We start from the raw sequence: 22,784 nt of genomic DNA on the forward strand, positions 1-22,784 counted from the left end.
AGACATGGTGGACTTGGAATTGTTTGGTTCGGTATTAGGGCGCTGCCTGTCGTCTTTGGACACGCTCACCGCAGCGTACCTGCCCGAAGGTATTGATGATGCGACCGCGGCCGCACTTGTCCGGCGTGCGAACGAGCTTCGGCCCGCTGTCCCTCCGTACGCGATTCTGGTGTCGGCTGGCGCAGAGAGCGACGAAGATGAACATTGCATAAGGGTGTCCGCACATAACGCCATCAAATATCGCCAGGGCGACCGACTTGCGGTGGTCGTGGGCAAGCACCCCGACCTGGCCTCTTTCGTACAGGCATTCCGCGAAGTTCTGGGCCAGAATTTTCCTGAGGGCGCCACTCAAGAGGTTTCCTTGCAGTCCGTCGCGGAAGCAGCAATCGCGGAAGTGGCAGACGCAACCGAAATCAACAACGTGATTGGTTGGGATCCGAAGTTGGCGAGCCTCAGGCTCGCGGAATGCCTAAGCCTATTGGCGGGCGTGCATAAGGAGTTGCGCCAGGGGACGGAAAGTTGGAACACCTACTGGTGTAGGCACGTGGGCATCGGACTTACTCGCTTGGTGGAGAAGATCCGCACTGCGAAGTTGGTGGCGCCCGAGTTGTCGATAGATGATGTTTTCGATTGCTACACCTATGCCGCTTTCCGGCTGCCCCGGCCGCATGGATCTGGCCCAACGAAGTATTCGCCGAAGAAGTTCGTGGAAGCGTTGCAGGCATACTGGGCGGATGAGGCCACGATCAAAGCAACCGCGAAGTCCTTGGGCCAGCTCGCCGGCGGCGACGTGGGGCGCCATGCGGTGGAGGACATCGACTGGTCTGGGATCGATCGTCAGATGGCAGCCGACGATAATCAAGCAGTAGCCCTAGCGAATTACTCACCGGACGGGTCTGATGTTACCGAGGCACTCAGCTCCCTGACGGATCGCGATTTCGTCGAGCCTCTGGGTGAGGACCTGACAAAGGCTCGCTTCGTGGTCACTGACGGCGCCGGCAGGCCACTCACCGCGATCGGGCAGAGTGATTCCGGTTCGGTCGCGGTCGCTGGCGCCGACCCCGACGAAGAGTCACGTGGGATTTGGTCGGAAGAAATCCGTGTCAGGGTTCCCATAGCGGGCGCGCCGTCGCTGGGCGAACTTGAATCGACGGACCTCAGTTTGACAACCAAGGCGGCAAAGACGGATTGGTCCGGCAGCCTTCAGCTGGACGATTCCGGTGCCCTCTGGGCCGTCGGACAAATCTGGCGAGACGGTAAAGTATCTCCTTCCAGGCCGGTAACTTTAGCGCTCAAGGTGCCCGCTGGAGACGTCTTTTCCGGTCGTGTAAATACGACTTTGTCATTTGATTTGCTTTTGGCGCCGCACGACGCTGTGGGGTTGTTTTACCTGCCGCTGAAGGCGAAGGGCGCAGCCGGAAAGCCCAAGTACATGGGCTCCGATCCCGGCGGTGGGACCTTCGGGATCACGCTGGATGGAAGGGCGTCACAATACCGATATATCGTCTGGACAACTGATGATGGGGCTGTTCCGCTCTACGAAGGAACAGAGATAGGGCCGCTCAACGGTCGGACCCGCATATTCGCCGTCGATGCAACCCCGGTGAGTCTGGCGAGCATTGTTGTGGGTGACACAACGTTTGAGATTCGCGCCGCCGAAAGCCGAGAGTCCCCGCAATCGCCCATTGTTGCAGCTGTGAATAGGGACCGAGTAGCCAAAGAACGACCAGACTTGGCAGTTCTCCAATCCGTTCGCGGCCTGTACGAGTCGCTTCTTGCTGAAAACCTGCTCGACAATGCGTGGAACACCTGCATGGGACACGTCGTAATGCCTTCGGACCGAACGGTCCCTCTCGAAGAAGTGGATGCCTTCGGGGGCCTCCTTATGAACAGAACCATGGCCGAAACTTGGGCCAATGTCACTGACTTCAGAGTTCCGGATGACATCCTATATTCGGCTGAAGCAGAAGAATTCCGTGGCGCTTTCAAGGAATTGGACCTCCTAGGCGCCATGCAAACCCGCGATGCCGACGGTGCTATGTACGTCGAATGGCCCTCAAAGACCTCCTGGCGACGCCTTTGGGAAAACCGCGATGGGCAATTGGAACGGTACCTTACGGCTTATGCCGACCTCGTTGAGAAAGCTCGTCGAAACGGCGATCCTGCTGGAGTTTTCTGGGCCGCCTATCCTTTCAGCATCAGCGTTTGGGCCACTGAGCCGGCTGCTAAATGCTCCGCGGTCCTTCTCAGCCCCCTGCACCCAGTGCGATTGGCTTGGTTGGCGGGTGTCGAATCTGTCCTATGGGAATCGGAATGGGCAAAGGACCTTGCGGGGACGGTTGAGGGCTGGAATTTCCCCCTTCTCGGACCAAAGGAAATGTCGAGTGGCCGGATGCTCGCCGTTCCAATGGAAACTGGTGACGATCAGTTGTTCCTCGGCTGGACAATGCTAGTACGGGCGTCTATCGAGGGCCCGGAGCCTTTGGACGCGCCAGACCGGATTGGCGATCGGCCTGCGCCAGGAAGCGCTGCCAGTGGACTGAACGCGACCGCGGTTGCCGCTGCATTGCGCAGTTATCGCCAGATGAACCCCCATGTTTCAACACTAACAATCGACTTATCTGCGTCGACAGAATCGACCCGCCTCCACGAAGTCGATGACGCCGTACTGAAAGAAATTGAGACCTGGACCGGGAGACCCGAAGTTCCGTTGATCGGAGGGGCCAGAATCTGGGACTCGAATCGACGTTCGGGTGAGCCTCCCCGAGAAAAAATGGCGCGCTTAGTGCGCTCCAATGAAGGGATCCCGCTGACTTGGTCGCGATATGCTCCGGATAGCGCCGGCATGAAGCGGTGCAACGTCCGCATCCTCCAAGACGCCGGCGTCCACGTTGAGGTTCAGTCAGGCCAAGGAAGAAACCTTGGCGTACTGGGTGACGCGCCGCTGCGCCGGTTCGAGTCAGTGACAGGCAATGGCGGCTCGAAATCATCCTCGGCATCACATCCCACATTTCGCCCTGAAACAGGGTGGGAGCCCCTTTCGAGGGCCCTTCGCCTCATAGAGGGGGCGGCAAGCAGTCCCCAGATCATCTCAAAGCTTTTCAAAGCCAACTTGGTTAACGATTCTGCGGACTGGACAGTGTCGGGCGAAGCGTTGATGAATCCCAGTGCAATGGCGGAAATTGTCCAGCACTCGAGCGGCGGTAGCCAGATGCTTTGGGAGTGGCGACCGCCCTTCCTTGAGTCGTCGGCAGATATTCCTCTTTTGGAGCGGCGCCCCTTCGTGTCAGTTGCGAGGGTTCCTGGGAGCTTCCGGGCACAGATTAAGAAGATGCTCGCCAAGGCTCAAGGTGGGAACGTATCCGAGGAGACGCTGGACGATCTACTTGGGCAGCTGGGCGCCCGCGGGGTGGGGCTGTCGTCGCTGCTATCCATGGGTGGAACGCACGCGTCAGGTGCGCTTGGCTTCTACCTGGCATTCGCCCTCATGAATCGCCTCGATGACCAGTCCGATAACACATACGTTTTGCCCATCGATGCCTGCGATAATTTCCTGAGGGCCCTCGCTGGCGGAAAAAACCATGCCGCGCAAATGCGCCGTGCCGACCTCCTGATCGTTCGGATGAACGAGGAAGGAGTCACGTTATCGCCCGTGGAGATCAAGTTCTACGGGTTGGGCTCCGACGACACTAACGGCAACCTCCCGGGCCCCAGCGACGCGGCCATGAATGAGCCGCTTGAGCAGCTCCGTGCGACCCAGGAGCTGTTGCTCAGCGTGGCGGAAAGTTCGTGCGCCATTGGCACAAGTGGCTCGGAGGCGGACAAGGCACTCTGGTCCAATGGGCTGGCTGCGCTCGTTGAGGCGGCGATTCGTTTGCGGCCCGGTGGCAGCGCAGAACCTGAGGCTTTGGCGCGGCAGCTTGAAGATCTTGTCAATGGAAAGCTCCAAGTCCGAACCGGCCAGCCTTTGGTTTGCTATTTCAAGCATGAAGCTACTACCTCCGAGGGAGAGAGCTTCCGAGTGGTGCACACTTCCGAAATGGACGGAGCATCACCGGGCTCCGGTTTCGGCCTTCTTGCCGCAAACGCGGGCCACGCCTTCGAAGCAGTCGCGGATCCCGAAAGCGCATTGGTTCGCGAATGGGATGACCTCGTTCAATGGGCGCTTGGCAACCCGATCGAGCTTCCCGCTCCAGCCCCCTCCGAGGAAGAACCCGAGGAAGAAAACGACCCGGAGCACTCGCAGGGCCAGAAGCCGGACGTCGTTGCGGGGACAACTGAGGCCCAGCCTGACCCCAAGGAGGTAAGAGAACCAGAAACTGGCGACCTCGCGGCAGAGGAAACCAATGAAGAGCCTTCCCAGATGCCTGTAGCCGTGCCCAGCCCCCAAAAAGAGGGACGACACTACCTCCCTGACGACACTCCGTTCGTCGGCGGAATTCGGGGTGACGGCGTCCGGTTCGGCGTAGGCAGGGTTCTTGGGACCTTAGGGGCGGCCACGGCAGACTACTGGCCGAGCAACACCGAGCTGAACCAGATGAATATCGGTGTCGTCGGCGACCTTGGCACCGGGAAGACCCAGCTCCTGAAAGCCCTTGTTTATCAGCTCCGGGAAGGAAGCAAGTCCAATCAGGAGACACCGCTGTCGATGCTTGTATTCGACTACAAACGGGACTTCCAATCGACTGATTTCCTTGAGGCAGTTGGGGGAAGGGTGCTGAAGCCTTACCGGATCCCGATAAATATCTTCTCCCTCCGCGACGGTTATTCGCCTCTGGCCGCGTACCAGCGTGCCCAGCAATTTGCCGATGTCTTGGACAAGATCTATGGCAATATCGGGCCCGTCCAGACGGATCGTCTCGTCACCTCCATCGTCAACCTCTACAAGGAGAAGCACGGTGAGGCGCCTACGCTGGCCGAAGTCCTGGCAGAGTACAGCGACGGCCAAAAACCTGACGCCGTAACGTCCATCCTCAAGCCCTTTATCCTTGGCGAGATCTTCAGCGACGATCCGAAGGAGATGATGTCGTTTGAAGAAATGATGGAAGACAAAGTCGTCATTGTAGCCCTCAATGATTTCGGCACGGACGATAACGGGAAAAACGCACTAGTCGTCATGTTCCTCAATCTGTATTACGACTACATGCTCAACGCCACCAAGTGGCCATTTGTAGGTAGCTCGCCACAGCTGAGGAGACTCAACTCCTTCCTGCTTGTGGATGAAGCGGTCAACATCATGAAGTACAACTTCCCGGTGCTCATGAACCTGATGTTGCAGGGCCGCGAATTTGGCTTCGGTGTTATTCTCGCTTCGCAGTACCTAGACCATTTCAAAAAGGATGGGCGCAATTACGGGCAGCCGCTACTGACCTGGTTCCTCCACAAGGTGCCTTCGGTCGCCTTGAAGGAACTGCAGGCGTTAGGCCTGCCGAATATCACCGCAGATATAGCGAGCAAGATCTCCAGCCAGAAGGTTCACCATGCTCTGTACAGTTCGTTGAATTTTCCAGGGAAGTTCATCGAGGAAGTGCCCTTCTTCAAGTTGCTTAGCGACAGAGCGGACGGCGCCTCTAACGGGTCGTAGGACTCGTGTAGTGCTCATGTGGGGGTTCGGTGCCAGGCATCGAGCCCCCGCTTCGCGCCCCGTCCCTGAGGCAAGGGCGGGATGTCGGTGGCATGTGCTTAGGTGAGGGAGAATAGGAGCCTTATGAAATACGTTGACCTGTTTTCCGGCTGCGGGGGGCTGTCCCTGGGCATCGAGCGAGCTGGCGGCCAGCTGGTGCTCGCTGTCGAGAAGTCCGACATGGCTGCCCGTACCTTCTGTCACAACCTCATCAGGGATGCTTCGGATGCCGTGCAGTGGGAGCGGTATGTTGCGTCCGACGAAAGCAACCAGATAGCGTCGAGGCTTCTGGTGCGTGAGCTCGGCGTCCTGCTCGACAACACTGCCGCGATGGAGGAGATCCGCGCTAACGGCCTGGACCTCGTCGTCGGTGGGCCCCCATGCCAGGGCTTTTCCCTCGCCGGTCGGCGTAATCCTTCTGATATCCGGAACGAGCTTCCGTGGCAATACCTGAAGTTCGTTGAGGCGACTGGCCCACGAGCGGTTGTCATTGAAAACGTGGTCGGGATGGATAGGAGCTTTGCGCGTGGAGAGGAATCCTCCTTCCGCCAGTTGCAGCAAGCCCTCGCCGAGACGGGCGATGGATATGTCGTTCAGGGTGTGCACGTCAACGCCGTTCACTACGGTGCTCCACAGCACCGGCCGCGGCTGATGATCATCGCCCTGAGAGCGGACGTCGCGGCCGAACACGGAGTGACTACGACAGGCGAAACCTGGCGTTCCACTTTCATCGACCAGATCGAAGGTGACATTCCGGCTTTGGCGCCACGTCCGACCAAGTTGATGACTGAGATGGAGTCCGTGGGCCACGCTGTGGGTGATCTTACGACGAGGAGAGCAGCCGACACCGACGCTCACTCTGCCGCCTACGTGCGGTCGCTTTCGAAAGATTTTTGGCCAGGGCGCGCGACGGCGGCTGCAGAGATCCGGAACCATGTTCGTCGCCGGCACGGCGAGCGCACGACGCAACGGTTCCGTTTCTACCAGTACCTTTCACAGAACGGCCTCGACCAACGACTTCTGAGTCACGCCGCAAGGCTCCCGGAGGACGATTCGAAGCTTCTATTGAAGCATCGTCTTTTGCACGCCCCAGTGCCTGCCATAGCTCCGGATGGTGTCTGTCTTGCCGATTCTCTGGACGAGCTCGTCCAAGTCGCACACGGGTTGGCGACCAAGAAACACTCCCAAAAGGTACTGCGTTGGGGGGAACCTGCCAGAACTGTGGTTACTCTCCCCGATGATTACGTACATCCGATCGAACCGAGAATTTTTACTGTTCGAGAGATGGCCAGGTTTCAGGGATTTCCCGACCATTTCGAATTTTTGGGCAAGGAAACCACCGGCTCAGACCGGCGCCGCTTCGAGGTCCCGCAATACTCGCAGGTCGGGAATGCAGTCTCGCCCTGGCTAGCCCTGGCAGTGGGAAGAAAGATGAGATCCCTCTTGTCGGTCTGATTGGGCGGGCAGCACTAGCCCGTACTTGGAAGTTTCGCTCCGGGCTCCACGACGGGGTGTAGGGCAGGGCGGCTACGGCGACGTCGAGGAGCCGTATCGATAAAATATGTCAATGGCGGATTTCATGACCTCGGGGCAGCGCAGCGCCCATATGGCTAAGATCCGGTCCAAGAACACCAAGCCGGAGTTGCTGCTCCGGCGTGCTCTGCATGCGCTGGGATACAGGTATCGTATTCACGACGGTGCTTTACCGGGTAAGCCCGACTTGGTGTTCGCCGGCCGGAGAAAAGTCATCTTTGTCAATGGATGCTTTTGGCATGGGCACAACTGCCCCGTAGGCAGCCGTCTGCCCAAGACGAACACGGAGTTCTGGGCGGACAAACGGCGCCGCAACCAGGAGCGAGATTCCGCCCAGAGGTTGAGGCTGACGGAAATGGGCTGGACATATCTCGATGTTTGGGAGTGCGAAGTGTCCGCAAAGACAAATTTCGTTGTTGACGTTAGAGAGTTCCTTGATCACTGAGCCAGATCCGACGCGGACTGGGGCGGGGAAATCGGTTCAATCGAGGTAGCCAAGCAGAAGTTGCGACCGTGTGGGGTGCCGCAGCTTGGCCATGGTCTTGGATTCGATCTGGCGGATCCGCTCGCGCGTGACGCCGTAGACCTTGCCGATTTCCTCCAGAGTCTTCGGCTGTCCGTCGGACAGTCCGAAGCGCATCGCTACGACGCCTGCCTCGCGCTCGGAGAGGGTGTCCAGAACCGAGTGCAGCTGTTCCTGTAGCAGGGTGAAGTTCACGGCGTCTTGGGTCAAGACCGCGTCGGTGTCTTCGATCAGATGCCCTAAAGGTTGCATTTCCCCCGTTCCGTCAGGGATCTCCACGTCAAGCGAGAGGGGCTCGCGGCCGTTCTTTTGGACCTCGACGACCTTTTCGGGCGTCATGTCCAGTTCGAGCGCCAGCTCTTCCGGAGTAGGTTCGCGGCCGAGGTCCTGGAGCATCTGGCGCTGCACGCGGGCCAGCTTGTTGATGACTTCCACCATGTGCACCGGGATGCGGATGGTGCGGGCCTGGTCGGCCATGGCGCGGGTGATGGCCTGGCGGATCCACCACGTGGCGTAGGTGGAGAACTTGAAGCCCTTGGTGTAGTCGAACTTCTCGACCGCACGGATCAGGCCCAGGTTGCCTTCCTGGATGAGGTCCAGGAAGAGCATGCCACGGCCCGTGTAGTGCCTGGCCAGCGAGACGACGAGGCGAAGGTTGGCCTCGAGCAGGTGGTTCTTGGCGCGCTTGCCGTCGTGGATGACGAATTCGAGTTCGCGCTTGAGCTTCGGATCCATGGACCCGTCGTCAGCGGCGATCTTTTCCTCCGCAAAGAGGCCAGCCTCGATACGCAGGGCAAGGTCGACTTCCTGCTCGGCGTTCAGCAGGGCGACCTTGCCGATCTGCTTCAGGTAGTCCTTGACGGGGTCGGCGGTGGCGCCGGCGGACATGACCTGCTGGACGGGCGCGTCGTCGTCGTCGGCGTCGGAGTAGACGAAGCCGGAGCCGGTGGCGGCTGCTGCCGTCTTGCCGGGCACCTCCTCGCCGTCATCGCCGATCTCAACGGCATCCACGATGGCGTCGTCGAGGTCAACCTCGACATCGTCGTCTACTTCGTCGTCACCGGTTGCGGCTTTGCCTGCGGCCTCCGCCGCGGCTTTGGCGCCGGGCTTGGGCCCACGCTTCTTGGGCTCATGGTTGGCGACGGTGTCGCCGCCCTTTTGGGATGCGGCCCTTTTGGCTGCGCGCGTGGCGGCGCGCTTAGCGCTGGTCGCCGCCTTCCTCTCCTCAAGGGACATTTCGGAGCTCGGGCCGGTGCTGGGGCCAATCGGGCTGCCTTCCCATTCGCCACTCGTGTTGGCGCGGTCTGGATGGCTGGGACCTGCTGCCGCAGTCGGGTCTTCACCTTTGGCTGAACCATTTCCCTCTGGCCGGTCGTCGGTCTTGACCGCGGGCATAAATGGGAGGTTGAGAAGCTTCTCTAGGGAGCCCGCATCGGTTCCAACGTCTACGTGGTTTACTCGCTGCGCATGGGGGAGGAGGAGATGAAGGAACTGGTCACCAGCGAGATGGGGGTCCTCGACCGTCCCCTTGGCGTAAACGACGAAGAGGTGTGCCTGGTGGGTTCCGGGCTTTCTCGGGATCAGGCGTTCGAGTAGCTGAACCACTTGCTTGGGAGTGCCGCTCGCTGGCCAAACGATTCCCAGCTTCGCGGGAGCTGAGCCAGCGCCTTCCACCGTCGGGGCGGAGACAAAATCGTTCAGAGTCGCGATTGCCTGACGTTTGGTCTTCGCTCCGGTCAGAAGTGAGAGGCGAGAGGACCTGAAATTCATGTATTTTCGGGCCAGGACTGTAACCGGTCTTAGTTCGGATTCCCCGGCGAGTGCGGCCACTTGGACGATGAACTCTTGAAAAGGACGCTCTGGGACATTCGCGTATTGCTCGAGGTAGCGCGCGGCCTCGTTCATGTCTTCCGAGAGCTCGCAGTACTTCCGTAGTTCTCCGGGTGCAAGGTCTACGCCCAGAAGGGTAACTTCGAATGGGGCTATGGGGCCGTCCTTCAACGCCCGGTCGCACCGGAGCGAATATGCGATGCGGCCGAAGAACTGGTCCGCATACTCCTGATTTGAGGAGTACGGCTCGTCGCAGAGATCCGTCAGCCCCAGACGCCACCCGCATTCATTTTCAGGTTCCGCTGCCAACCACGCCGGGACAACCCAAAGGTCGCATTCGTCGACGATGACCAATCCCGCCTTGTGGCTCCTGACGTTCTGTTCGAGGTCAGATGAGGTAGCGGAGGCCACAAGCACGTCGACGTTGGCGGCCGACCCGAGGCTGTCGGTTCCGGGGGCGCCGGTCCGGACGGTGGGAAGGTGCAGCTTGAGCTCCTCAAGCCACTGAGTTTGAAGCTGCGACCTAGGAACGAGAAAAAGGACTCTAACGCCTTGGCGAAGGGCTTCCACCGTGGCGAGTAATCCAAGTCCGATCTTCCCGGCGCCAGTAAGTGTTTCTACCATTCCACGGCGCCCATTCTTGTGCCATGCGTCGAGGGCGTCTGCTTGCCAGGGATGGACGTCGGGGTATTTCAGTGGATCAATAACCGCGGGCACACTCCGTTGGAGAGGTTCCACGTTGGACGTCATTGTCGGATTCAGTGGCTCAGGGATTGTCCGCTTCGTCTCCTCAGGAATTGCTTGATGGAGTGCCGGACTGACGTGTGCAAGTTGAGCGCCGCCGGCCACAGCTGGCGTTGGTGCGTAGTCCTGTTCCTCCGTGGCAATTCCAGGGAGGTCATGAGTCAGGACGGCGTCGGAAGAGCCGGAATGCGCGGGAACGGGCGCACCCACTTTGGCGATAACGAACGATGGCGTCTCCGAGCCCGCCTGCCGCGTCTGGCCAAGCGCTACCTGCCCTAGGTGGTCACCTGCACCTGTTCGCCTATGCGATATGAGCCGGGACACGACCCTACTTATGAAATTTTGCCCCATTGCGTCCCCAGATTTTCCCTTATGCTGTGCTTTCTCATGAGCCTAGCTGGCAAAAGCGACATTTTGGCACACCGGTCTACGAGTGCCTGAAGTGTCACGCCACTCTCAGGGGCTTAAGTGAACAAGATGATATCAGCGGCCCATGAAGTCCGACGAGGCGCCTTCTCCGGCGGAAAGTCCTGGCCTCGCGACACTGGAAAAGAGGTCTCGGCGGGCACAACCTGATTTGTAGGTGAGAGCAATAACGAGAAATTGTAGGAACACGATTAGATTAGGACCGATCCACCACATTGCGGCTCAAAGCAGAAAGAGTGAAACCAATGACCACAGGAAATGACGTACGAACATTCGGTCTCCTTGCATACGCACTGCTGCGGAACGTCGTCCTGTGACAGCCTGGCTAATCTTAGCGGCTGGTGAGAACCGTGTTCATGGCGGAAATGGAGGTTACGACGACCTTCCGGCGGAACACTACTCTTGGGACTCGACGGTTCCTCGACACAAATTGCTGAAAGCCGGGGACTTGGTAGTCCTGTGGAACAAGTCAGTCGTACTGGGAGCCTCGAAGATCGACTCAATCCACGAAGAGGAGGTCGTTAACGTCTATTTCCACTGCCCAAACTGCCGCGGTCAGACTTTTAAAGCGCGGTCCACAAGGTCCCCCAAGTGGCGTTGCAATACATGTTTTCATCAATTTGACGAGCCAGAGCAGACGACTAAAGAGGTGACGGCCTACCGGTCCAATCATGCCGGAAACTGGCTTGACCTTCGGGGGCTCTTGCCTGGGAGCGTCCTACGGTCTGTCTGTAGAAACCCCAAAGAACAGCTGAGCCTTCGTTATCTGAACTGGAACGAATTCGTTGAAGCGTTGGATGAAGTTTCCCTAGGCAGTGGCGTTCGTCAGCTGGCCGACACCGGAACGGAACTTGTGTTGCCCGGCGGGTTTGTTCAAGCTACGATCAGGGCTCGCGTCGGTCAAGCGGGTTTTCGAGCAAAGTTGTTGGAAATGTACGGCGAGAACTGTGCAATGTCTGGTCCAAGCTTTCACGCGGGCCTTGAGGCCGCCCATCTCGTTCAATATGCCGAACATGGCTTGCATGACTTCAACTCGGGCCTGCTCCTGCGGCGGGATCTCCATGCACTATTCGACAGAAAACTTTTGTCCGTAAATCCCAGCACATGGCGCGTTGAAGTGTCTCCGCACCTCCTGCACGTACCGGCCTATGTCGAACTTGCCGGAGTAGAGCTAAAGGTACCGAAAAAGCCCAAGATCGCGGGCATTTTGGCTCTGCATCACGCTGAGTTCGGCGCTAACGCTTCGTTGTGAAATTCGCTTCCTCTCCGAAGGTGTGAGCATCAGGGGGAGATCGCAGCGGACCAACTGTGTGGAAGCTTCGAGGGCTCGCCCGCGAGCCTTTGCATTACGGCTGGCACGCTGCAATAGGATCGTCACATGCCAGAGGGTCGAAAAGAATCAGAGGCACGACGCGCCGTCGGCGGCGAATATCCTGGGCCCAGGAATGTGATGACGTTCCCCGCCGCTGAGGGCTCGTTTCGGAGCTTAGCGCCGACAGCCCTGACGGTGGAGGACTGCCAGCAGTTCATCAGGCCAGATGAGCAGAAGTTTTACGATTGGTGCCTCGACCTTCTGGAGGACTCCGGAGTCGTCGGTGAGTTGAAAAATGAACGGCTGTACTTGGATAGCGCACTCATTGGCCAGCTGGCCGCGGGAGGCGAATTTTATCATTTCGAGCTGTCACGAACCTCAGTCCACTACGCAATCGAGCATCGAAGCCATCCACTAATTCGATTCTCGGGAGCCAGCGTCGAGACTGAAGGAAGAGACATTGAAGCCAGCGAGGTGGGCAAAGCGTTTGACTCGATACGGCGGCAGGCGATCCTGAATCGGATTTGGGCTTCGTGCACGAACCTGGGTGACAGTCCGGCCGTCGGGATAAGTAATTTCAGGCTAGGTGAAGGCCGCTCGCTGGCGTCGATGGAACTCGAAACGAGTCTCGGCGAGTGCACCGTCAGTGTCCGCAGGGGCATGCACGCGGATGCCTTCCGATATTCGGTATTCCACGCCGCGGGTTCCGCGGAGCTAAGCCCTCGAGTCGCGGATGCGATCCTTGCTGACGTCGCCGAGGATCTTGGGGCGTCGCCGGTTCCTGAATCTATTCTCGACCCCATGATCGAAGTCGCGGATCGGACACGAAGCGATCAGGAGTGGCTGAGCTTGGCTGGGGGCCTTCGGGCGCGCCCGTTGGGTATGGCGCAGGTCTGCCCCCGATAGCCCGTTCACGAAGAATTCCCGGAACGGCTACTCTCGCCAGACGAAGGTGAACCTGTCGCCTTCGTGAGGCCGGGCGGATTGACCGGTGGCAAGTAAACAGATTTTCACCGCTGATGTCTGAACCGGTGATTCTGGATGCATTAGTGCCTCGAACGCCTGGCCTGAGGACTTCGGCACCATGCGCTTCGGCCATATTCTTGCGGACCGCATGTCCCAGATACAGGTGAACCCATCCAGCTCGCTGTTCAAAATCAATCGGGTTGCCACGTAGACGCCCCTGCATTGTGGGAGGGCTAACATTGGTGGGTCACACAGATTCTGGGATACCGAAGCGTCGGCCGGAAAGCCTTACCTCTTGCGTGTCTTCTTCACGAAGGCTGCGACCTGACGGTAAGCCTTCTTCGCCTCCGGGCTGTTGGCCGCGCGGTAGACCTTTTCGCCAATCTCGGCGAGCTTCCGGGCCTTCTCCTGCACGACAGGGTCGGTGGCTACATCATGCACTTTGGCRGCAGCTTGTTTCGCCGTCGCGCCGCCGGCCTTGATCGCGTCTGCCACTTTGTCGGCTGTTCCTGCCACCGTTATCTCCATACTTCGTTTGGTTTGTCCCGAGACTAGCACCGCGTGAGATCGGGCTCGGGGAACTGAGCTAACTCGTGGAATGGTTGCTTCTGCGTGCATCCCCCGAAGGACTTCTCGCTGAAAACTTTCTTTGGCCCTGCATGGGCGAGAGTTGACATTGCTCGGCAACACAGATTCTCGGGGACCCCGAAGTGCCGCCCTGCCAGGACCGGCGTGTGTGAAGATGTTGGGATGACCGATACCGACCGTGAACTCTCCCTATACGTCGAGGGCAGAAATGCCTTAGTGGCGGGCGACCCGACAGCAATTGCCGAGCTGTTCCGCAAGCTTGACGTCAAAGAAGAGGCCCGCGCGAACCTAGGTTCAGGGGTAGCGGATCTGCTTGCCGGCCTGGCTGGGGCAGCTGCGCTTGCCATGTCGGCTAATGTCCCGGGCAACTCCTTCCACATGACTCCCGAATCCTACGCGCGATTCTTGGAACTCGTCGGGTCCACCGAGGAAAAGCTCGGGATCGTCAGCGGTGTGCTACGCCAGTCCGATGGCAGGATCGACACCATTATCGAACTGGTGAGCTCCTCGCCGGTCAACCCGGCCGCTGCCGCGAACGTGCAGATGATGGCCGCAACTCTGGCGATCCGCGTGGCCCTCAAGGAACTCGATACCCTCGTGCAGGCTGTTGACGCGAAACTGGACACAATCGTCCGGGACAACCGTGATGAAGCCCTTGGGAACGTGCAGGGCACAACACATGTCCTGGACAAGGCGTTTGGGTATTTCGAGGAGACCGGCCGCCTCAACGATGCCCTTTGGGACCAAGTGTCGGGACAGGCGGCCGCACTTGCCCAGGCGCACGCCGTCGCCCTCAACCACCTCGACACCATTGCAGACGGGCTGGCCGTCAAGAATTTCAGCAAGCGGGTGAGTCGCGCCGAGGCGGCAGCCAAAGGCGAATTGAAACACTGGCTGGTCATCGCGGCCGTGGCCCTCACCAATATGGTTCGAATGGACTCCCTGGAGGCCGTCCGCAGCTCGCATGACGGATCGGATTCTACTGCCCACGCCCGTCACATCGCCAAGTCGCGGGAGCGGCGATTGGCTAGCACCACGGCAGCAATCCAAAATCTCTCCGACGCCGTGTCGGCGGTTGTGGATGTTGACGCGTTGACTCGCATCACGAACCCCTTGGAAATGGGCAGGCTTTACACCTCCGCCGAGGAGTTGCAGCGGTTGCTGCGGATCTTCAGCTCAAACTTTGGCATGCCCGAAGCCAGCGCCGTCAAGCGCACCCAGTGGCATGAATCGGTGATGCGTCTGGGTCAGAAGGCGACCGGCGCAGTGGCGGGTGCCGCTGTTGCCGTTGCCGAGGGGGTGGCTTCAGTTCCCAAGGCGATCGGCGGAACAGTCGAAGACACAATCCTGCAGGTAGCTCAAGGAATAGAGGAGCGTCGGCGGGTGCCGGCAGAGACCACAGATAAGGAAATCGAATCTGGGGTCATCGGAGATGCGGCGCCCACTCGGTAGCCGCGTCGTTCCCGTGCTTCCTTACTGCCCGCCCAGAGGCGTGTGAAACGGATGGGCGCCATAACGCACCAAAGGCAGGGCGGCCGAAAGAGCCGCCCTGCCTTTGGTGCGTTAGAAGGCCCCCTACATAAACCCGGTCGGCACCAGCAGAACCCAGGCCAGTGCGGGAGCCACCAGGACCACACCTCCGGCGTACATCATGAGCTGGCGGTAGACGCGCTGGCGGTCGTTGTCGCGGGCGTTGGCCACCACCAGGGCGCCGTCGGTCGAGAAGGGCGAGACATCCACCACGGTGGCCGCGATGGCGAGGGCCGCAACGGTGCCGGAGGCGCTCAGCGAGCTGGTAGCCAGCAGCGGGCCGGCCATCGGGATGAACGCGGTGAGCAGCGCCGTCGACGATGCGAAGGCGGAGCCTACGCCGATGACGTAGCAGAGGACCAGGGCGATCAGCAACGGCGCTCCCAGGGCCAGGGCCATCTCGGCGAGGGTGTCGATGACGCCCACGTGCTGCAGCAGGGAGACGTAGGTGATCATGCCGGCCACCAGCAGCACTGTGGACCAGGACACGCCCCCGATGAACGTCTTGTGTTCCTTGATGTTGACGAACGCCAGCAGCAGGCCGGCGGAGAGGGCCACGAAGCCGATCGGCATGTGGAAGCCCAAGGTGCACACCAGGATCGCGGCGATCAAGAACAGGGTGAAGATCTGCTGGCCTCCGGGGCGGCCGGTGCGGACGGTGTCCAGGCCGGTGTACTCGTTGCCGTGCTTGTCACGCAGCTTGCCCAGCAGGGCGAACAGCACGATGGTCAGGGCGGAAAGGATGAAGTTCAGCGCGAAGCTCGCCAGGAAAAGCGAACCCTGCGAGACGGGGAAGCCGTTCTTCAGCGCGATGTCGTGCACCAGCACGCCGGCCACGGACAGCGGGGAGAAGCCGCCCGCGTGGGCCCCGTTGATGACGAAGGCGCCCATCAGCACCGGGTGGATGCGCGACTCGTAGGCCAGGCCCAGGGCCGCCGGGGCCAGCAGCGCCACCGCCGCGGGCGAGAAGGTGCCCAGCGCCGTCAGCGCCGCCGCCAGCAGGAAGAACACCCAGGGGAGCAGCATGGTCTTGCCGCGGACCAGCCGCACGCAGGTCTGGACGATGATGTCGATGGACCCGTTCCGCTGGGCCATGCTGAAGAAGTACGTTACGCCGATGATCGTCAGCACGATGCTGGCCGGGAAGTCCGCCAGGATTTCCTTGTCGCTCATGCCCAGGATGAAGTAGCCGACGCCGAAGGACGCCACCAGCCCCATGACGCCGATGTTCAGCGGCCATTTTGTGGCGACGACGAACATCACCACAAGGATGACGAGCGGAATGATCTGGGTGGCGGTCATGGTCGGCTCCGATTCAGAGGCGGCCGCGGGGTTAAAGAGGACACCTCCAAACAGGAGGGCCGCCAGACCCAGCATAGTAAGGGCGGCTACCGCCACCAGCAGGACAYGGCGGCGGCGGTCGGGACGCCGGGAAGGCTCGACGCGCGTGCCGCCGGGGGCGGCCTGTACGGCAGTCTGTTCCGTGGGCTGTTCTGCAGGCTTTTCTGCGATGTTAGTCATGATGCTGTCTCCTCATTGAGTAGCGCTGGCAAAGGCGGCGTCGACGGCGGTGCCGAGGGCCTCGGGAAGGTGGATGGTGGTGGTGGCGATGGTGCGGGCGGTGCGGTCGACGCCGACCAGCAGCGACCCGTCCCGTTCCTCGATCCAGGTTTCGATGACCCCGGCCGGGGTGCGCAGCCGCAGGGTGGGGCCGGCGGTGCCGCCGGTGATGTCGCCCAGCAGTGTGCCCGGGGTGCGGGCCGCGAGGGTCAGGGCGATGCTGCCGGTGATGGCGAGGGCCGGGTGCGGCTTGCCCATCGAAAGCATGACGACGGCGACGTCAGACTCGGCGTCGGAGCGCGCCGGGGCGGCCACGACGGCGACCTTGGGGACGGCGCGGGCGGCTTCGCCGGGAGCCGGCGCGAGACCCATCCGCACCGCTGCCTGGCGCCGGATGTGCTCCAGGGTGTCCAGCTGCAGTTCCAGCCCGGCGGGCCAGCCGGCGTAGCGCTCCGGGTCAAGGCCCAGGTCCTCGGCGCGCAGCACGACGACCGGCGCTCCGGCGTCGACCATGGAGACAGTCCAGCGGGTTCCGCCGGCGACGATGGTGTCCGAGGCTGATCCCGTGGGAAGCAGCCTGCCGGTGGTCTTGCCGGCCGGGTCCAGGAAGCCGAGCCCCACCCGGTAGCCGGGGAACGGAACGCCGGGCATCTGGGCCTGCGGGACGATCGGTAGGGCGCCGGACGGCGTCGACACCCGCTGGATGATGACCTGGCCGGTGTTGGTGTTCCGGGTGACGATCCGGGTGATGTCTCCGGTGGGGACCACCCAGCCCTTTTCGATGGCGTACAGGCCAACCACTGCCGAGCAGTTGCCGCAGTTGCTGCCCCAGTCCACGGCGGCCTCTTCGATGCCCACCTGGGCGAAGGTGAATTCGACGTCGACGCCGGCGTCGGCGGGGCGGTGCAGGATCATCGCCTTGCTGGTGGTGGAGGTGGCGCCGCCCACCCCGTCGATCTGCCGGTGGTCGGGGCTGCCGAACAGCCGGGGCAGCAGGACGTCCGGGCTGGTCCCGGTTTCATCCAGCTGGCCGGTTTCGAAGACCCAACATTTGCTGGTGCCTCCGCGCATCCACTCCGCTTCGATCTTCATGGTCTGTTCCTTGCTTCGGTTCTGCTTCGATCTGCCTCAATGGTGTTCAAGGGCTTGATTCGAGATTGATCCAGATCACAAATGAAGACAAGGTTGGATATCTGCAAGGGAGTGTAGCGATGCTTAATTCACTATCGCACCGGTCCGTAGGTACCCGCCTCAGGCGGCGCCGCCGTCGGAAACCACCGGCTTCCTGCCGCGAACCGGGCGGTGGATGTATAGAATTAACGGATTCAACAGAAGGGTAAAGCGTTGCTTAACGATCCTGATCAAGAATTGTTCGACATCCGGCGCCTCGCCCTGCTGGTGGAGGTGGTGGAGCAGGGATCGATCACCGCCGCGGCCGAGCTGATGATGTACACGCCGTCGGCGGTTTCGCAGCAACTGCGGAAACTCGAGCAGGAAGTCGGCCAGCCGCTCCTCAACCGCCGCTCCCGCGGCGTGGTGCCCACCGAGGCAGGGCAGGTCCTCGCCGGCCACGCGCGCAAGATCATCGGGCAGATGCGCGCGGCCCAGTCCGACCTGGACCAGATCGCCGGCCTCAAGCGCGGCTCGCTGACCGTCGGGACCTTCCCCACGCTCGCCGGGTCCTTCCTGCCACTGGTCATCCGCGCATTCAAGAAGCGGTACCCGGCCATCGGCCTGTCCCTGCGCAGCGCGCGCTTCGATGACCTGGTCAGTGATCTGCAGTCCGGGGTAACCGGGCTGTGCCTGTTGTGGGATTACCCGTGGAACCGGTTCCAGGACGATTCCATCCGGATCACGGAGGTGTTCCAAGAGAGCACCGTCCTGCTGGTCTCGCGCAGCCACCCGCTCGCCGACCGCGACGAGATCCGGATGGAGGAGCTCCGCAAGGAATCATGGATCGTCCGCGCCGAGGCACACCCCGTCGTCGAGGTCCTGCAGCGCTCCGCCCACGAGGCGGGCTTCGAACCGACCATCGGCTTCCTCGCCAACGACTACCAGGAAGCGCAGGCGATGGTGAGCGTCGGCATGGGCGTGGCCATGGTGCCCAAGACCGCGGTGGCCCTGCAGCACCCGGATGTCCGGGTCATCAGCCTCGGCCCGGACGCCCCGCTGCGGCGCGTGCTCCTGGCCCAGCGCCAGGACAAGGTCTACGCCCCGGCGGAGGTCGCCTTCCACTCCACGCTGCTGGAAATCGCCCGCGAACGGGCCGGCGACTACCTGTAGGGACTAGCTGACGACGACGGGCGGCGGCCTGCGGTGGTGAAGACCTGCGCAGTCGGCGGCGGCTACTTTCTCCCGGCGCCCGACCTCGGCGCTTTCGGCGCCTTGGGCGGCAACCCGGCCACATGCTCGAACGCCTTCTCCACCCAGGCCCTGGCCCGCGCGTCGTCGCCGGGGGGGGCACTCCCTTCTCGCCCCGCGACGCTCACGACAGCGGCCGACGTGCGCCGACGCTGACGGGACCGGCCGGCGCAACGTACTCCCGCCGTCGTCCTTCTATCCGCGCCTGTCTACCGGGCGACGGGATCCTCGCGCCTTTGGCCCGATTGCATCTCGCGCAGGCGGCGACGAAGTTCTGCAGGTTAGTGGATCCGCCCTTGGACCACGGGAAGAAGTGATCTCCGTGCTCAGCGGGCCGCGAGCATCGGCGCCCGCGGCGGGCCTCCATCTCACACTGGCCGCCCGCCCGTTCCATACCCTCCCTGCGCTGCTGACGACTAAATCGTCTGACTGGGTCCCGGCGTCGGACATGGCGGGCGCGGATGACGATTGCAACAACGATCAGTACAACGATGAACAGCCCCGGGAGAGCGACCGCAGCCAGGACGCTGTCAACAAAGCCGCGAAGGACCCCGCTGACGGTTGAGGCGCCGTTCCCTCCGGCGGCTTTCCCCTTCGGCATCAGCGCCAGGACCACGGAGAAGGCCATCCACACAACGACAGCCGCATAGGTGACGCGCAGAACCTGCCGGCTCCAGTAGATGCGCTTCAGTTCCACCATCGGTTCATTCCCCCAAATGAGCTCCAGCCGTGCTGCTCTGCGGCCACTGCAACAGATCGTATCGCTCATAACAGACAAACTGTCCGGGCTGCCCTTGAAGCCCTTGGAAGCTCCTGCCGTTCAGGGTCCGTAGTCCCTAACAAGCCCGCCGCGACGGTGCGAGGATCAGCAAGGTACCCGGGCACGCCGCAGCCCCGGGTGTCGAAAGATCGCCACCTCCACGGAAGGAAAGGACCATCATGAAGGCAGCACGTTTCCATGGCCGCAAGGACATCCGGATCGAGGACATCCCCGAGCCGGAGCTCCGGGCCGGCGCGGTGAAGATCGACGTCGCGTGGTGCGGGATCTGCGGGACGGACCTGCATGAATACCTGGAAGGCCCCATCTTCTGCCCCGCGCCGGGGCATCCGCACCCGCTCTCCCACGAGGAATCACCGGTGACCCTGGGGCACGAGTTCTCCGGGACCGTGTCCGAGGTCGGCGACGGGGTGGAAGGGCTCGCGGTGGGGGACAACGTCGTCGTCGAACCCTATTTTGTGGACGGCGACTGCGACATGTGCCAGGCGGGCAGCTACCACCTGTGCCGGCAGATGGGCTTCATCGGACTCTCCGGCGGCGGTGGCGGCCTCAGCGAAAAGATCGTGGTGGACCAGCGGTGGGTGCACCCGATCGGCGACATCCCCCTGGATGAGGCGGCCCTGATCGAGCCGCTCTCCGTGGCGCACCACGCGGTGGCGCGCAGCGGCGCCAAGGCCGGGGACGTGGCCCTGGTGGGCGGGTCGGGCCCGATCGGGCTGCTGACCGCGGCCGTCCTCAAGGGCATGGGCGTCACCACGATCATCAGCGAACTGACCCAGGCGCGGAAGGAAAAGGCCCTCTCCAGCGGCGTGGCGGACCACGTGCTGGACCCCAGCCAGGAGGACGTCCCGGCCCGGGTGCTGGAACTCACCGGCGGGACCGGCGCCGACGTCGCTTTCGAATGTGCCGGCGTGAACGCGGTGCTGGACACCATGCTCGAGGCCGTCCGGCCCGGGGGAGTGGTGGTCAACGTGTCCATCTGGGGTGCGCCGGCCACCGTGGACATGCAGAAGCTGGTGCTCAAGGAGATCGACCTGCGCGGCACGATCGCCTACGTCCGGGACCACCCCGCGGTCATCAAGATGGTGCAGGAGGGCAAGGTAGACCTCAAGCCCTTCATCACCGGAAGGATCGCGCTCGACGACCTCGTGGAACAGGGCTTCGACATCCTGATCAACCACAAGGACACCGCCGTGAAGGTGCTGGTGCATCCCTAGCGGCAGGAGCGCCGGGGGTTGCGCTGTGCGTTGCCGGGACTATGCGGGCCCCGGCAACGCTGCGGGTTGGGTGGCTCCGAGGCCCACGGCGCCGGTAGACGCTGGGTCGGCGGAGAGCTTCTGAGCCGGGTAACAGGCGGGTGTTCCCATCTCGGGTCTGGAACAATGCTGCCATGGCACGAATTCTTGGGTTCCTGTTGTTCCTGGCCGTGGTGGTCTACGTGATCGCCGCAACGTGGCTGTTCGTCCTCGCGCTGGTCCTGACCGTGGCGATCGTCAAACATGTACGCACCCGGCACCGAGTCGCCCCGCGGGCCGCCCCGGCAGCCAAGCTCTACCACAACGCTCCGGCCGTCCCGAGCCCCGCCCCGGCTCCGGCGCCGGCCTATCTCTCCCGGTGGTCGGTCCAGCGCCGCTGGGTCGTCGCCGGCGACAAGGACGACTGGGACCAGGCCTTCCGGGACGCCGAGCTTCGGGCGCAGGTTTGCGCCGCCTTACCGGGGGCCTCCCGGAGGTAGCACGCCCCGTCACCGCCCCGCGATGTGCTCCGCCACGAACTCCGCGTCGTCGCCCACCACGGACAGCGTGGCGGAGAGATGCTTCGTGAGCCAGGGCAGGCCCACGGCATAGAGACCCGGGACCTCAGTGACGCCCCGGCGGTGACGCGGGTAGTTCCAATCGTCCAACACGGGCACGTCGAGGTAGCCAAAGTCCAGGCCGTAGCCGGTGCACCAGATGACCGAGGTGACACCCTCGGCAGCCAGGTCGAGCCGCGCCCCCGATTCGGCGGGCAGCCAGTCGTCCGCCGGCACAGGCTCTGCGGGCGGGGCGTCGATGCCGGCCGCCGCGATATAAGCGTCGGCCATCCGGCCCAGCCGCCCACCGAACCCCGCCTCCACCAGGGCGAGGCGTGCGGGGAGGTCGTCGCTGAAGACGAGGCCGCCGTCGTCCGTTCCCTCAAACCGGCCGTGCAGGCGGACGCCCCGGCGGCCGAGGTCCCGCAGGTGGATGCTGTGGCCGCCGCCGTTGCCGGAGATCAGCGGGTTGCACATGAAGCGCGCGGCCGGTGAGGGCAGCTGGTCCGCCTGGAGACCGTTGATGCCGTACTCGGGGCCGTGGAGGTTGAGCTGCAGGATCCAGTAGAAAACATCCCGTCCGCGGTACCGGCGCGGGGCCTCGGGGCAGGCGGAGACGGAAAGGTGGACCTCCCGGCCGGCGGCGAGCAGGTCCTCGGTGATCTGCCCGCCGGACTGCCCGGTACCCACCACCAGCACCGCGCCGTCGGGGAGCTGCTGCGCGTTGCGGTAGTCGTGGCTGTGCAGCTGGCGGAGGTGTGGGGGCAGTGTGGCGGCCGACGCCGGAATCCGCGTCCGCTGGAAGGCGCCGTTCGCGAGGACTACGTTCCGTGCGTGCCAGCGGCCCTGGTTCGTTTCGACCGTGAAGCGGCCGTCGACGACGGCGGCCCGGGTCACCTCCGTGCCGAGCCGGACCGGCGCCTTGATCCGAGCGGCGTAGTCACGGAACAGCCCGATCACCTCGTCGCGGGTGAGGAAGGCATCCGGGTCCGGACCGTCGTAGCTCAGTTCCGGCAGCAGGAAGGCAAAGTTCGGTGTGTTCAGGTAGAACGAATCCCAACGATCCTGCCAGGCGCCGCCCAGTTCCGGCCGCTGCTCCAGCAGTTGATGGTCGACGCCGTGCCGGCTCAGCCAGTAGCTGGTCGCCAAGCCGGCCTGGCCCGCGCCGATCACCAGGGTGTCAATCTCGTGGACTGGTCCTGCGCCGGGGGAGGTCAC

The 22,784-nt window shown here is 62.3% G+C and carries 15 protein-coding genes and 1 pseudogene; 9 read left to right on the forward strand and 7 right to left on the reverse strand.

Going from position 1 to position 22,784, the window contains the following annotated elements; all coding sequences use genetic code 11:
• The first annotated feature begins 4 nt into the window (after window positions 1-4).
• The 3 genes from AC1DK9_RS16310 to AC1DK9_RS16320 all read left to right on the forward strand — a co-directional run bounded on the left by AC1DK9_RS16310 (window position 5) and on the right by AC1DK9_RS16320 (window position 7,601).
• The gene (locus AC1DK9_RS16310; protein ID WP_476916595.1) at window positions 5-5,584 is read left to right on the forward strand and encodes an ATP-binding protein; all 5,580 of its coding nucleotides are present in this window, start codon (window positions 5-7) and stop codon (window positions 5,582-5,584) included.
• Between the two features lie 123 nt (window positions 5,585-5,707).
• Window positions 5,708-7,078, forward strand: a complete 1,371-nt coding sequence (locus AC1DK9_RS16315; protein ID WP_476916596.1) for a DNA cytosine methyltransferase — start codon at window positions 5,708-5,710, stop codon at window positions 7,076-7,078.
• A 112-nt stretch (window positions 7,079-7,190) separates the two neighbouring features.
• Entirely contained in the window at window positions 7,191-7,601 is a 411-nt protein-coding gene (locus AC1DK9_RS16320) for a very short patch repair endonuclease (RefSeq protein ID WP_476916597.1), read from the forward strand.
• 36 nt (window positions 7,602-7,637) lie between these two features.
• Here AC1DK9_RS16320 and AC1DK9_RS16325 read toward each other — a convergent pair whose 3' ends face one another.
• Together AC1DK9_RS16325 and AC1DK9_RS16330 are read right to left on the reverse strand one after the other, a co-directional pair.
• Complete coding sequence (locus AC1DK9_RS16325; protein ID WP_476916622.1) at window positions 7,638-8,915, reverse strand: RNA polymerase sigma factor; 1,278 nt, start codon at window positions 8,913-8,915, stop codon at window positions 7,638-7,640.
• Window positions 8,916-9,848: 933 nt separating this feature from the next.
• Window positions 9,849-10,604 (reverse strand): annotated as a pseudogene (locus tag AC1DK9_RS16330) (DEAD/DEAH box helicase); the annotation flags it as partial.
• Between the two features lie 868 nt (window positions 10,605-11,472).
• Between AC1DK9_RS16330 and AC1DK9_RS16335 the strand changes: the two are divergent.
• Window positions 11,473-11,931, forward strand: a complete 459-nt coding sequence (locus AC1DK9_RS16335; protein ID WP_476916598.1) for an HNH endonuclease — start codon at window positions 11,473-11,475, stop codon at window positions 11,929-11,931.
• A 198-nt stretch (window positions 11,932-12,129) separates the two neighbouring features.
• Window positions 12,130-12,897, forward strand: coding sequence for a hypothetical protein (locus AC1DK9_RS16340; RefSeq protein WP_476916599.1), 768 nt, complete (start codon window positions 12,130-12,132; stop codon window positions 12,895-12,897).
• A gap of 348 nt (window positions 12,898-13,245) precedes the next feature.
• Here the strand turns inward: AC1DK9_RS16340 and AC1DK9_RS16345 are convergent, their stop codons facing one another.
• Window positions 13,246-13,473: a hypothetical protein gene (locus AC1DK9_RS16345; protein WP_476916600.1), complete on the reverse strand. Its 228-nt coding sequence runs from the start codon at window positions 13,471-13,473 to the stop codon at window positions 13,246-13,248.
• 234 nt (window positions 13,474-13,707) lie between these two features.
• Between AC1DK9_RS16345 and AC1DK9_RS16350 the strand changes: the two genes are divergently transcribed.
• Entirely contained in the window at window positions 13,708-14,997 is a 1,290-nt protein-coding gene (locus tag AC1DK9_RS16350) for a hypothetical protein (protein ID WP_476916601.1), read from the forward strand.
• 123 nt (window positions 14,998-15,120) lie between these two features.
• Here the strand turns inward: AC1DK9_RS16350 and AC1DK9_RS16355 are convergent, their stop codons facing one another.
• Complete coding sequence (locus AC1DK9_RS16355; protein ID WP_476916602.1) at window positions 15,121-16,596, reverse strand: SLC13 family permease; 1,476 nt, start codon at window positions 16,594-16,596, stop codon at window positions 15,121-15,123.
• Between the two features lie 12 nt (window positions 16,597-16,608).
• Window positions 16,609-17,727 (reverse strand): PrpF domain-containing protein, encoded by a 1,119-nt coding sequence (locus AC1DK9_RS16360; RefSeq protein WP_476916603.1) that lies wholly within the window; start codon window positions 17,725-17,727, stop codon window positions 16,609-16,611.
• Between the two features lie 252 nt (window positions 17,728-17,979).
• On the opposite strand from AC1DK9_RS16360, the gene AC1DK9_RS16365 reads away from it, so the two are divergent.
• Window positions 17,980-18,918 carry a LysR substrate-binding domain-containing protein gene (locus tag AC1DK9_RS16365; protein ID WP_476916604.1) on the forward strand — a complete coding sequence of 313 codons (939 nt, stop codon included), beginning with the start codon at window positions 17,980-17,982 and terminating at the stop codon, window positions 18,916-18,918.
• 202 nt (window positions 18,919-19,120) lie between these two features.
• On the opposite strand, the gene AC1DK9_RS16370 is transcribed toward AC1DK9_RS16365, so the two are convergent.
• Window positions 19,121-19,765: an HNH endonuclease gene (locus tag AC1DK9_RS16370; protein WP_476916605.1), complete on the reverse strand. Its 645-nt coding sequence runs from the start codon at window positions 19,763-19,765 to the stop codon at window positions 19,121-19,123.
• A gap of 170 nt (window positions 19,766-19,935) precedes the next feature.
• Here AC1DK9_RS16370 and AC1DK9_RS16375 point away from each other — a divergent pair, with 170 nt between their 5' ends.
• Entirely contained in the window at window positions 19,936-20,991 is a 1,056-nt protein-coding gene (locus AC1DK9_RS16375) for a 2,3-butanediol dehydrogenase (protein ID WP_476916606.1), read from the forward strand.
• Window positions 20,992-21,164: 173 nt separating this feature from the next.
• Window positions 21,165-21,509, forward strand: coding sequence for a hypothetical protein (locus AC1DK9_RS16380; protein WP_476916607.1), 345 nt, complete (start codon window positions 21,165-21,167; stop codon window positions 21,507-21,509).
• A gap of 9 nt (window positions 21,510-21,518) precedes the next feature.
• Here the strand turns inward: AC1DK9_RS16380 and AC1DK9_RS16385 are convergent, their stop codons facing one another.
• Complete coding sequence (locus AC1DK9_RS16385; RefSeq protein ID WP_476916608.1) at window positions 21,519-22,784, reverse strand: flavin-containing monooxygenase; 1,266 nt, start codon at window positions 22,782-22,784, stop codon at window positions 21,519-21,521.

The organism is Arthrobacter sp. 01T414 (assembly GCF_056398965.1).